Here is an 11,376-nt window from a genome sequence, read left to right on the forward strand (position 1 = left end):
TCGATGACCTGGCTCAGCAGGTCATCGACATGATCGGTTCTCGATGAGCGGCGGGCAGGAGCGGAGCGACCGGAGATTGGGCTCCGATCACGAACTGGCCGCGCGCCTCGCGACCGAAGCCGGTGAACTGCTGCTCGAGGTTCGCGCCGAGCTTGCCGACGCCACTGCGGCCGAGCGAAAGGACGCCGGGGACAAGCGTTCTCACCGCTTCCTGATGGAGGCTCTGGCGGCCGAGCGGCCCGACGACGCGGTGCTGTCCGAGGAGGCGACGGAGGAGGAGCGGGCCAACTCCGCCCGGCTCGGTGCCGAGCGGGTGTGGATTGTCGACCCCCTCGACGGCACCAGGGAGTTCTCCGAGCTCGGTCGCGACGACTGGGCAGTGCACGTCGCTCTGTGGCAGGCCGGCGAGCTGGTTGCCGGCGCGGTCGCCCTTCCCTCGCAGGGCGTGACACTTGCGACGCCGGACGTCGCGGCGCCACCCGCCGCGCCTGCGACGCCTCGAATCGTCGTGTCGCGCACCAGGCCACCCGCGGTGGCGCTGTTGGTACGTGATGCCCTCGTCGGCGTCCTGGTTGAAATGGGTTCGGCGGGAGCCAAGGTCGCGTCCGTCGTGCAGGGGATCGCCGACGTCTACGTGCATGCCGGTGGACAGTACGAGTGGGATTCGGCCGCGCCCGTCGCGGTCGCCCGCGCCGCCGGGCTCTACACGTCGCGTATCGACGGTTCGCCGTTGGAGTACAACCGGGCCGACCCGCTGCTGCCCGACTTGATCGTGTGCAGGCCCGAGTTGGCGTCCGCCGTGTTGGCGGTCACGACCGCGGTCTGACTGGCATTCCCTGGAACCGGAGGGTCGCCGACACCAGGGCGGGCGAGGACCAGGTCGTGGGTGGCCGTCATCGTTTGGTTCCAGCCACGGAGGAAGTCCTTGCTCGGCGGTGCGGGGTCGATGACGCCGATCTGACTGCCTGGATCGTCGGCACCACGCCTCCCCGCGCGCGAACGATCAAACCCCGAACCTTCACGGCGCCCGAGTCCAAGTTCGCGGACGGGGTGCCCCGATCGCCACGATCGGATCGCTCGGGCTGAGTACGCTCGCCGAATGAGCAATCCCACTCTTCGCGCGCTGGCCGAATTGCCACTCGCGCCGGTAAGCCTGGCCCAGTCGACGCTGGTGTTGATCGACTGCCAGAACACTTACACCCGGGGCGTCATGGAACTCGACGGTGTCCAGGCGGCGCTCGACGAGACCGCCACGCTGCTTGAGCGCGCGCGTTCGGCGGGTATTCCGATCATCCACGTCCAGCACTCGGACGGGCCGGGATCGCTGTACGACATCGAGGGGGAGAGCGGCGCCATCGTCGCGCAGGTCGCCCCGCGTGACGATGAACCCGTCGTGGTCAAGCAGTATCCGAACTCGTTCGTACAGACGGATCTGGAGAACGAGCTCAAGTCGGTCGGCGCGAAGAACCTCGTCATCGCGGGCTTCATGACGCACATGTGCGTGAACTCGACGGCCCGCGGTGGATTCAACCTGGGCTACGCCCCGACGGTGGTGGCCGCCGCCACGGCCACCCGGTCACTGCCGGGGCCGAGGGGCGAGTCGGTGCCGGCGGCGGCGATGCAGGTGGCGAGCTTGGCGGGCATGGCCGACCTCTTCGCCGTGGTCGTACCGAGCGGTGCGGACATCCCGGACTGACAATGAGCCGATGACGCAACCCTCGACCCGGGTCAGCCGACTCAGCGAGAAGCAGGACACCTCGCGAAGCGGACTCGACGCCCTTCTCGACAGCACGCCGCTGGCCACCGTCGCCTTGGTGCGCGACGGTCATCCGGTCATCTTCCCGACCGGCTTCGCGCGGATCGGGGATCACCTGGTGATCCACGGGTCAACGGGTTCACCGTGGCTACGCGCCCTGACCACCGGTGTCTCGGCGGCGGTGTCGGTGACCACCCTGGACGGTGTCGTCGTGGCGCGCAGCGGGTTCGAGTCGTCGTTCCACTACCGCAGCGCCGCGATCTTCGGCGTCTTCGAGCGCGTGCCCGAGGACGACAAGGTCGGTCTCCTCAACATCCTGACCGACACGTTCATCCCCGGCCGGGTCGCCGAACTGCGGGAGAGCAACCGCAAGGAACTCGCCGCGACCGTGGCGCTGAGACTGCCCATCGGCGAGGACAACTGGTCACTCAAGGTCAGCGCCGGGTGGCCCGAGGACCCCGAGGAGGACGTCGCGGCGGATGCCTGGGCGGGCGTCGTGCCGATGTCGGTCACCTATGGCGCGCCGCTGGCCGCGCCCGATCTCACCCCAGGCATACCGCTACCCGACTCGGTGCGCGCGCTGACCGGGACGATGCGCAGCGCGCCGCCGTCAGTCCAGTAGCGCCGTGCGACGGTACAGGTCCGTGCGCCTGTCGCCGTGTACGTCGTTGTTTTCGTTGAACCGCTTCACTCGCGACTGCTCGAGGTCGATGTCGGCGGTGACACTGCCGGGCTTGCCGTACTGTGCGATCGCCATGGGATAGCCATCGGCGTCGGTGATCACGCTGCCGCCGATCCAGTCCACACCGCGCTCGACGCCGGTGCGGTCACACACCGCGATGGGCATCCGGTTGGTGCCCGCGCCTGCCAGCGCCCGCACCATCTCGGTCGGTCGCTCGCCGTCCGGGCGGGGCAGCAGTGGCCAGTTCACGGGCGCGCACAGCAGGTCGGCGCCGGCCAGCGCCACCGCGCGTACCCACTCGGGAAACTCGATGTCGTAGCAGATCATCACACCGATCCGGCCGTGCGCGGTCTCCACCAGGAGCGGAAGGTCGTCGCCGCGGTCGAACACGTTGTTCTCGGTGTCCCAGAGATGCGCCTTTCGGTAGACGCCACGTATCCCGGTCGTATCGACGACGACCGCGCTGTTGTAGATCTTCTCGCCCGCAGCCTCGGGGAACCCGGCGACGACGGTCAGATCGAACGACTCCGCGAGGTTGGCCCATCCGGTGATGGCGGCCCCGTCGCGGGTCTCGGCGAGCGAGGCGAGTTCGGTGCGGTCGGCGAAGACGTAGCCCGAGGATGCGAGTTCCGGCAGCACGACGATCTGTGCGCCATCGCGCGCCGCCGCTTCGATCGCGGCAGTGGCGGTGGTCTGGTTGCCGGTGGTGTCACCGATCGCCAGCGGGATCTGACAACAGGTGACGCGGATGGTCATGTGTTTATCGTGGACCATCCGGAGGGCAGGAGCGGAGCGACCGGGGAAATCGATCCGGAGGGCAGGAGCGGAGCGACCGGGGAAATCGACTGGTGCGAGGTTCGCAGCCAGGCCGGTGGCACAATGCGCATCATGCGGATGTCGGCCAAGGCGGAGTATGCCGTCCGGGCCATGGTCCAGCTGGCCACGGTCGAGCCGGGCACGCTGGTCAAGACCGACGACCTGGCCAAGTCACAGGGCATCCCGCCGCAGTTCCTGGTCGACATTCTGTCCGACCTGCGGACTGATCGACTGGTCCGCAGCCACCGAGGCCGCGACGGGGGCTACGAGCTGGCCAGGCCCGCTGCGGAGGTCAGCATCGCAGACGTGCTTCGCTGCATCGACGGCCCCTTGGCCAGCGTCCGCGACATCGGCCTCGGTGACCTGCCGTACTCGGGGCCGACCGTTGCGTTGACCGACCTCTGGCGTGCGTTGCGGGCCAGTATGCGGTCGGTGCTGGAGGAGACCAGCCTCGCCGACGTCGCGACGGGCGACCTGCCCAGGCACGTCAACGCGCTCGCACGTGACTACGTCACCCAGGAGGAGGAGCGCGGCCACGCCTAGCGGCCCCGTACTCCGCACGCCACGACTCGCCCGCCCCGCCACTCACCTCCCCGCCACTCACCCCTTCCCCGCCACTCACCTTCCCGGCCAGCGTGCGTGTCTGTGCACGACACGCCGTGGCCGTTCGGCGTTTCGCGCACGCTCGCGGCCGTTGGCGTCACCGACTGCGTGCGGCGATCCCGTCCAGCAGCATGCGCAGGCCCACGTCGAAGTCGTCCTCGACCGAGGTCTCCATGGCCACCTTCGACAGTCGCTCGATGTGAGCGAACTCGGATCCCGCCACCGCGCCGATCTGGGCTGCGGCCTCGGCGGCATCCCCGGTGAGTGGGCCCGCCAGCTTGGCCTGAGCCGCGCCGATCACCATGGCGAACACGGCGTGGAACGCGGACAGCCGGTCCCGGTCGGTGAGGCGTGCCTTCCCAAGGGCGAGGACCAACGCGTCGACGACTGCGAAGCCGGCGGCCGATGACATGCGACGCGTCAGGACCAGCGGGATGGCGGCCGGGTGCGCGCGCACACCGCGCCACATCTCGGTCGCGATCGCATGGACATCGCGCTGCCAGTCGCCGCTCGAGGGGGGCACCGAAACTTCGGCGACGATGGACGCGACAACGAGTTCCTCGAGGCCTTCCTTGCCTGCCACGTAGTTGTACATCGTCATGGGTCCGGTGCCGAGCGCGGCGGCCAGCGACCGCATGCTGAGCGCGGTCAATCCCGCCTCATCGACGATTCGCAGTGCGGCCGAGGCGACTTCGTCCCTGGTGAACCGGGCTCGCACCATCGTTCGCCCCCTCCTCTTCGCGTTGGCCGCACGCCGCCCTTGACACGTACGGCGTACCTGTTGCAGTGTAGTCAACACGTACAACGTACCTATCAAGGAGGTTTGCATGGAGGCTGGCAGTATCGAGGCGACGCCGAGCGAACGCGTCGACTTCGACTCCGGCGGCACTCGGAGTGCCGCGTGGCGGACCTTGCCTGCGGATGCCGGACCGCATCCTGCGGTGGTTTTTTGCTCACGGGCTTGGCGCGACGCACGACATGATGCTGGCGCAGTACGAGCAACACTTCGCAGCCGCTGGCATTGCCGCCCTGGCATTCGACTACCGCCATACGAGTGACTCGGACGGGCAACCACGCCAACGCATTTCGATGTCGGCCCAGCGGGGGGACGTGTTGGCGGCGCTGTCGTATCTGACGACGCGCACCAACGTCGACCCGGACCGCCTTGCGCTGTGGGGAACCAGCCTCGGCGCGATGAACGTCCTTCGCGTCGGCGCCGGGCGGACCGGCGTCGTCGCCGCCATCGTGCAATGCCCGATCGTGCACGGCCTGGGCGCGGCGCGCAGTCTTGGCGTTCTGGGTCCGCTGAGACTGACGTCCGCAATCCTCGAAGACGCCCTACGCGCACTAGACCCGCCGGGACCGTCGCTACGTGCCGATCGTGGGCCCGCCGGGGGCCTGGCGATGGTGACCGCGCCAGGCGCACTGGACGGGTGGAACGCCGCCGTCCCGCCCGGCGGCACCTTCGACAACCGCATCGCAGCCGCCGATGCAGCGGCCATGATCACCACCTCCGCACTGCGTGACGCGAGAAGGGTTGGCGTGCCGCTTCTGGTCTGCGTCAGCGACCGCGAGAATCTGATGGATCCCAGGTACGCGGCGCTGGTCGCAGACCGAGCGCCACGGGGTATCGCCAGACACTACGACTCCGACCACTTCGCGATCTACCACCCGCCGCTGATTGATCGGGTCCTGGCTGATCAGACTGCGTTCCTCAGGGAGCACCTCGATGTCGGCGCGTGAACGGTTGCGGTCCAACGCCCTTCGATTCCTGGCGGTCGCCGGGACCCTTCGTCCCGACGAGTGGGCGGCGCCGAGCCTATGCGCCGACTGGACGAACCACGACGTGCTTGCCCATCTCGTCGTCGGCTACGGCTGCGCGCCCGGCACCTTCGCGGCGGAGATCGCAGGCCGTCGCGGCTCCTTCAACCCCGCCAACACCGCATTGGCCTGGGCGCTCGCGACGTCACGCGACCCTGCTGAATTACTCGCCGACTTCGCAGCGCTCGCTGAACGTCCCCGCGGAATCGGGCGGTACTTTCCGCGCCGGATGCTGCTCGGCGACCACGTCACCCACGAAATCGACATCCTGCTGGCCGTCGACCGCGAGCCGGCCATCGCCCACGACGCGCTCGTCGACGTACTGAACACGCAAGTGTCGCTACCGAACCCGTCGTTCCCGCCTTCCGCAACAGCCGCGGACTGGCTCATCGCCACGGATACCGGGTGGACCCACGGCGATGGACCCGTAGTCGAGGGCAGTGCGGCCGGTCTGGTCTCCGTGCTGGGCAACCGGCCGAGAGCTCTGGCCGTCCTGCGCGGCGACGGCGTTGCGACGCTGTCGCTGCGGGTGCTCAGCCGCCGGACCCGTACGGCCGGGTGATGATCTCCAGATAGTGGCCCGACGGGTCCTGGAAGTACACCCCGCGACCGCCGTCGTGCTGGTTGATCTCGCCGGGGTTGGCACCCCGGGGATCGGCCCAATGCTGTTGTTCGCGTTGGCGAATCCGGCCGTAGATGTCGTCGAATTCGGCTTCGCTGACCAGGAAGGCGTAGTGCTGCGGATGAATCTCCTTGTCGCTCGCTGCCTGGGCGAAGTCGAGGCTGACGCCGTGGTTGAGCGTGACCGCCAGAAAGGGCCCGAATTCCTTGGCCGGCTCCAGGCCGAAGAGTTCGGTGAAGTAGTTCGCCGACTCCCGTCGATCCCTGGCGGCCACGATGGTGTGGTTGAACGTGATGGCCATGCGATCCAGTGAACCACTCCCGGCGAGACGCGCAAGGAGTTGCAGGATGTAGCGATGGCGATACCGTCCGCTTTGGCCGGACGGCGCGTCAGACTGCGGGCGCCTCGGCTCACTGGCGCTGAGGCGGTGTTCGCCGCGGCGGCGTCCGACCCTGAGGTGGTCGGTACGTGCGGCTGGACCAGACCGCGACCGCACGTCGTCGAAATCGGATACTGCCTGGGGCGAAATTGGTGGCGGCAGGGCATCATGTCGGAGGTGGTTCAGGTGATGATCGACGAGGCGCAGCGTGACCCGAGCGTGTACCGGCTCGCCCGGTATGCCACGTTCCCCAACCTCGGTCCCGAACCGCGGGACTGCTTGGTGTTCGCGAAGGCGGTGAAGTGATGAGCAGCTTCGACCTGCGGGCACTCGACGTTCCCGTGATCATCGCGCCCATGGCAGGAGGGCCGACGACCCCCGAGCTCGCCGCCGCGGGGTCCACCGCCGGCGGTCTGGGCTTCTTGGCGGGCGGCTACCTGACCGCGGAGGTGTTCGCGGAGCGCATCACTGCGGCGCGCGGCCTCAGCACCGGTCCGCTTGGCGCGAACCTGTTCGTTCCGCAACCGAGCGCCGCCAGACCCGACGCCATCCAGAAGTACGCGAAGGCGCTGGTCGGTGAGTCCGAGCGCTACGGCGTCCGACTCGGTGACGCGCGCTTCGACGACGACCAGTGGGCGGCCAAGCTCGACGTGGTGCTGGACCTCAAGCCCGAGGTGGTGTCGTTCACGTTCGGGCTGCCCGAGGCCGACGAGTGCGCACGACTACGTGGCGCCGGCATCACGACCGTTGCCACGGTCACCACACTGGCCGACGCCGAGATGGCCGTCGCCCGTGGGGTCGATGCCGTGGCGGTGCAGGGTCCCGATGCCGGCGGCCACCGCGGCACCTTCGACCCGGTGGCATCGCCGCCGACCCAGCCGCTGGCCCAGTTGCTCCGCGCGACGACGATCGCGCTCGAGGTGCCGGTGATCGCGGCAGGTGGCTTGATGACCGCCGTCGACGTCGCCGACGTGACCGTCTCCGGGGCGGTGGCAGCCCAACTGGGGACGGCGTTCCTTCTGGCCGACGAGGCGGGGAGCAGCCCGGTGCACAGGGCAGCGCTGAATGATCCCCAATTCATCGAGACGGCCGTCACCCGTTGCTTCTCGGGCCGTTACGCACGCGGACTGCGCAACCGCTTCGTCGACGAACACGACGCGGAGGCGCCTTTCGGCTACCCCGAGGTGCACTATCTGACGAGCCCCGTGAGGGCCGCATCGGTGCGTGCCGGTGACCCACACGGCGTCAACGTGTGGGCCGGCACGGGTTATCGCAAGGCGAAGGCGGGACCGGTCGCCGAGATCATCGCCGGCCTGATCTAGCCGCGCCCGACGTGTCGACCAGGACGTCGCCGTCGACCGTCCGCACCGTCACCTCGGCGGCGGCCCGCGCCGGGTCGTTGGTCCTCGGCACCCGGATCCCATTGGAGACGACCGACGCATCGACGAGATACGGGCCCGGGCCGGGCAGCGAGATAGCGATGTCACCGTCACGGCTGCTGGCCCCGACCGTGCGAGGTGCGGTGTCCTTGAACTCGACCCGTATGTCGCCGTCCACCGTGTGCGCGTTGAACGATTCGGTCACCGAGATCGGCTTCTGCCCAACGACATCGCCGTCTCTCGCGGTGATGTCGACGCGCCTTGCGCCACCGTTCAGCACGATGGTGCCGTCCGAGGTGTATGCGGTCAACTGGGCGACATCGGCGTCTACGGTCAAAGTGCCGTCGTCCTGTTGGGTCGTGACCGACAGCCCGCCCGCCAACTGCGGTGGCAACGTGACGGTGACCTCGCCCGAGCGGCCCCAGTCCATGAAGGACTTTGAATCCGGGGTGAGCAGTATCCGGGTACTGTCGCCTACGGAGGTAATCTGCATGCGCCGCTGGCTGTCTCGGGCGGCGGCGACCATCCGAAGGTCGACGCGAGGCGCATCCGCGTGGGGGTCGACCCGCACGCGGATGCCCGCGCCGGCCGCATCGATCGTCAGCGATTGCATCCCGCCGGGTAGGTTTTCGCTCTCGATGCTCACTAGCAGCGCATTGATCCGCCCCGCTGCGAGGCCGAGCGCCACCAACCACCCGAGGACAAACACCGAGGCGGCCACGACGAGGACGGCCCGGATGGCGCGGCGCCGGCCGGGGGTCGGCGTCGGAATGACGGATGCGGGCGGCGCTACTGGCGGGGGAGCGGCCATGGTCATTGGGGAAAACCCTTTCGGTTATTCAGGATTCGAGGTAGCGAAGTACGGCGAGCACGCGGCGGTTCTCGCTCTCGTCCGGAGCTAGGTTGAACTTGGTGAAGATGGATGCGATGTGCTTCTCGGCCGAACCGACCGAGACGTGAAGTGCGGACGCGATCGCGGAGTTGGCCCGTCCCTCCGCCATCAGCTGGAGCACCTCGAGTTCGCGCGGGGTGAGTAGGTCCAGCGTGGATCGCTGACGTGCCCGGACGAGGATCTGCGAGACCACCTCGGGGTCCAGCACCGTGCCACCCCCACCGACGACGTCGACCGCATCCAGGAAGGACGGCACGTCCGCGACCCGGTCCTTGAGCAGGTAGCCGAATCCTCTGGTGTCCGAGGCGATCAGGTCGGCGGCGTAGCGCTCCTCGACGTAGTGCGACAGCACCAGTACCGGTGACTCCGGGTTCTGGCTGCGCAGCAGAGCGGCAGCGCGGATGCCCTCGTCGGTGAAAGTCGGGGGCATCCGCACGTCGAGGATGGCCAGGTCGGGTCGAAACTCGTTGACGATGCGCAGTAGATCGGTGGCATCGGACACCCCTGCGACCACGTCGTGCCCGGCGTCGGTCAGGATGCGTTCGATGCCGGCCCGCAGCAGCGCCGAGTCCTCGGCGATCACGATGCGCACGGCAACACCGCCGTCACGATGGTGAATCCGGTTGCGGGACTGGAGACTTCGAAGGTTCCCCGCGCGGCCCGTACGCGTTCACCGAGGCCGCGTAGACCTGTCGCATCGTCGTCGATGCCGGCCGTCGCGCCGCCGACGCCGTCGTCGAACACCGAGACGTGCAGCGCGTCGGCCGCCTCGTCGAACCGGACGGTAACCACCGCCTGGCTCGCCCGAGCGTGTTTGGCGACATTGGTCAGGGCCTCGGCCACGACGAAGTACGCGACGGATTCGACCTCGTCTGGAAGCCGTCGTGCCAGATTGACGTTCAAGGTCGTCGGCACGCCGGAGGTTTCGCTGCGCTGAACCACCGACGACAGAGCGGCGTCCAGTCCGCGGTCGGCCAGTATCGTCGGGGCGATGCCACGCACGACGTTGCGCAACTCGACGAGTGCACTCTTGACGTCGTCGTGCGCCTCGCCGATGAGCTTCTTGGCCTGGGGTAGATCCGTGTCCAGCTTGGTTTGCGCCAGACCGATGGTCATGGCCAGCGACACCAGTCTTGGCTGCACGCTGTCGTGCAGGTCGCGCTCGATGCGGTGACGTTCGGTCTGCGCCGAGGACACCGCTCCCTGGCGGGCGTCGCTGAGCGCGCTGACCTCGTGTTGCAGCGCGGCGGTCGCCGACGGCGAGAGCAGCCAGCGGTCGATGGATGCGTCGATCGCGGGGGCGAAGACGGCGATGCCGACCGCCACGACCAGGGCGACAACAGCCAACGCGCACGCCAGGGGCGGCGAGATGAACCGAACACCCACTTCGGCGTCGCTGCGGCTCACCGAAATTGCCGCAATTGGGCAAAGGATGGCGAAGACGAGCAGTGCGAATGCGATCCCCGATGCCAGGATGTCATAGGTCAGCCGCAGATAGTGGTGAGCGGTGGCCTTCCAGAACCGGGCACTGCTGACGTCGAGCCACAGTTGATGCACCCAGCGCTGGAAACCGTGGTACGGCGACCTCTTTCGCGGAGGCGTGGGAATCCCGAGTGCGAAGACGGCCTCGCTCCTGAGGCGTTCCAACCACTCGACGCCGCGCATGAGGTACACGAACACGACGGCAGCCGCCACGAAGCCGACGATCGAAGGGATCGAGGAGACGCCGACGATCAGGATCGCCAGCGGAATCCAGACCCACACGACCCCGACGGCCGCGCCGGTCAGCATCGACGCGGTGGGCACGATGCCGATGTGACGCGGGCGGACGACGTCGGTGAACGGTTCGTGGGCCGGAGCGGTCGGGGCGTCTGAGGTGTCTGGAGTGTTTGGAGTGTCTCCGGCGAAGGCAACCATGCCATCAACCTAGAGAGTGGCGCCGCCTGCCGGTATGGCGTTTCCCCGAGACCTCGGTGGGGGATAACCCCCGCACCGTGAAATGGGCCGATGAGTTTCCCGGGCGCCGCGGGTCTGCCCGGATACAGATCATTCCGTGAAACGAGGAGAGTGCCATGAATGCCGAGGCCACAGAAGCCACCGATGCCCCGTCGTCAACGGTCACCCGGGGTCGCCTCGGTAGGAGAATCGGCGGGGTCATCAGCGTGCTGGTCGGCGCCTTCCTGGTATTCGACGTCGCAGGCAAGCTCGCCGGCCTGCCGCAGGTGAAGGAGGGCACCCGAGCGCTCGGCTTTCCCGCCGACCAAGCGCTCGTGATGGGAGTCGTGTTGGCGGTCTGCGTCGTTGTCTATGCGATTCCGCGCACCGCAGTGCTGGGCGCTCTCGGCATCACGGCCTACCTGGGCGGAGCCGTCACCGCGAACATGCGGGTGGAGGCGCCGCTGTTCAGCACCGTTCTGTTCGCGGTC

At 68.3% G+C, this 11,376-nt stretch carries 15 protein-coding genes; 9 read left to right on the top strand and 6 right to left on the bottom strand.

Annotation, left to right across the window (positions count from 1 at the left end):
* The first annotated feature begins 43 nt into the window (after positions 1-43).
* From QOI01_RS01720 to QOI01_RS01730, 3 genes are all read left to right on the top strand, one after another.
* On the top strand, positions 44-826 hold the full coding sequence (locus QOI01_RS01720) for a 3'(2'),5'-bisphosphate nucleotidase CysQ (protein ID WP_526377998.1): 783 nt from the start codon (positions 44-46) through the stop codon (positions 824-826).
* Positions 827-1,099: 273 nt separating this feature from the next.
* The gene (locus QOI01_RS01725; protein WP_526377999.1) at positions 1,100-1,696 is read left to right on the top strand and encodes a cysteine hydrolase family protein; all 597 of its coding nucleotides are present in this window, start codon (positions 1,100-1,102) and stop codon (positions 1,694-1,696) included.
* Between the two features lie 10 nt (positions 1,697-1,706).
* Positions 1,707-2,378, top strand: coding sequence for a pyridoxamine 5'-phosphate oxidase family protein (locus tag QOI01_RS01730; protein ID WP_526378001.1), 672 nt, complete (start codon positions 1,707-1,709; stop codon positions 2,376-2,378).
* On the opposite strand, the gene QOI01_RS01735 is transcribed toward QOI01_RS01730, so the two are convergent.
* Positions 2,367-3,194 (bottom strand): nitrilase-related carbon-nitrogen hydrolase, encoded by an 828-nt coding sequence (locus QOI01_RS01735; protein WP_526378003.1) that lies wholly within the window; start codon positions 3,192-3,194, stop codon positions 2,367-2,369. The two genes, QOI01_RS01730 and QOI01_RS01735, sit on opposite strands and share 12 nt — an antisense overlap.
* A gap of 132 nt (positions 3,195-3,326) precedes the next feature.
* Between QOI01_RS01735 and QOI01_RS01740 the strand changes: the two genes are divergently transcribed.
* On the top strand, positions 3,327-3,797 hold the full coding sequence (locus QOI01_RS01740; RefSeq protein ID WP_526378024.1) for an Rrf2 family transcriptional regulator: 471 nt from the start codon (positions 3,327-3,329) through the stop codon (positions 3,795-3,797).
* 157 nt (positions 3,798-3,954) lie between these two features.
* On the opposite strand, the gene QOI01_RS01745 is transcribed toward QOI01_RS01740, so the two are convergent.
* Positions 3,955-4,578 (bottom strand): TetR/AcrR family transcriptional regulator, encoded by a 624-nt coding sequence (locus tag QOI01_RS01745; RefSeq protein WP_526378005.1) that lies wholly within the window; start codon positions 4,576-4,578, stop codon positions 3,955-3,957.
* Positions 4,579-4,778: 200 nt separating this feature from the next.
* Here QOI01_RS01745 and QOI01_RS01750 point away from each other — a divergent pair, with 200 nt between their 5' ends.
* Together QOI01_RS01750 and QOI01_RS01755 are read left to right on the top strand one after the other, a co-directional pair.
* Positions 4,779-5,600 carry an alpha/beta hydrolase gene (locus QOI01_RS01750; RefSeq protein ID WP_526378007.1) on the top strand — a complete coding sequence of 274 codons (822 nt, stop codon included), beginning with the start codon at positions 4,779-4,781 and terminating at the stop codon, positions 5,598-5,600.
* Positions 5,587-6,240 (top strand): maleylpyruvate isomerase family mycothiol-dependent enzyme, encoded by a 654-nt coding sequence (locus QOI01_RS01755; protein WP_526378009.1) that lies wholly within the window; start codon positions 5,587-5,589, stop codon positions 6,238-6,240. Before QOI01_RS01750 ends, QOI01_RS01755 begins: the two co-directional genes overlap by 14 nt.
* Here the strand turns inward: QOI01_RS01755 and QOI01_RS01760 are convergent.
* Positions 6,212-6,601, bottom strand: a complete 390-nt coding sequence (locus QOI01_RS01760; RefSeq protein ID WP_526378011.1) for a VOC family protein — start codon at positions 6,599-6,601, stop codon at positions 6,212-6,214. The two genes, QOI01_RS01755 and QOI01_RS01760, sit on opposite strands and share 29 nt — an antisense overlap.
* A gap of 54 nt (positions 6,602-6,655) precedes the next feature.
* Here QOI01_RS01760 and QOI01_RS01765 point away from each other — a divergent pair, with 54 nt between their 5' ends.
* Both QOI01_RS01765 and QOI01_RS01770 read left to right on the top strand, forming a co-directional pair.
* Positions 6,656-6,985, top strand: a complete 330-nt coding sequence (locus QOI01_RS01765) for a GNAT family N-acetyltransferase (protein WP_526378013.1) — start codon at positions 6,656-6,658, stop codon at positions 6,983-6,985.
* Positions 6,985-8,001, top strand: coding sequence for a nitronate monooxygenase (locus tag QOI01_RS01770; protein WP_526378015.1), 1,017 nt, complete (start codon positions 6,985-6,987; stop codon positions 7,999-8,001). Before QOI01_RS01765 ends, QOI01_RS01770 begins: the two co-directional genes overlap by 1 nt.
* Here the strand turns inward: QOI01_RS01770 and QOI01_RS01775 are convergent.
* The 3 genes from QOI01_RS01775 to QOI01_RS01785 are packed head-to-tail and all read right to left on the bottom strand — an operon-like array spanning position 7,982 to position 10,867.
* Positions 7,982-8,875 (bottom strand): DUF4097 family beta strand repeat-containing protein, encoded by an 894-nt coding sequence (locus tag QOI01_RS01775; protein WP_526378017.1) that lies wholly within the window; start codon positions 8,873-8,875, stop codon positions 7,982-7,984. The two genes, QOI01_RS01770 and QOI01_RS01775, sit on opposite strands and share 20 nt — an antisense overlap.
* 22 nt (positions 8,876-8,897) lie before the next feature.
* On the bottom strand, positions 8,898-9,542 hold the full coding sequence (locus QOI01_RS01780; protein ID WP_526378019.1) for a response regulator transcription factor: 645 nt from the start codon (positions 9,540-9,542) through the stop codon (positions 8,898-8,900).
* Positions 9,530-10,867, bottom strand: a complete 1,338-nt coding sequence (locus tag QOI01_RS01785) for a sensor histidine kinase (protein WP_526378020.1) — start codon at positions 10,865-10,867, stop codon at positions 9,530-9,532. Before QOI01_RS01785 ends, QOI01_RS01780 begins: the two co-directional genes overlap by 13 nt.
* A 155-nt stretch (positions 10,868-11,022) precedes the next feature.
* On the opposite strand from QOI01_RS01785, the gene QOI01_RS01790 reads away from it, so the two are divergent.
* Positions 11,023-11,376: DoxX family protein (locus QOI01_RS01790; RefSeq protein ID WP_526378022.1), on the top strand; the 354-nt coding region annotated here is incomplete at its 3' end.

This window comes from Mycobacterium sp., assembly GCF_032162605.1.
GTDB lineage: Bacteria > Actinomycetota > Actinomycetes > Mycobacteriales > Mycobacteriaceae > Mycobacterium.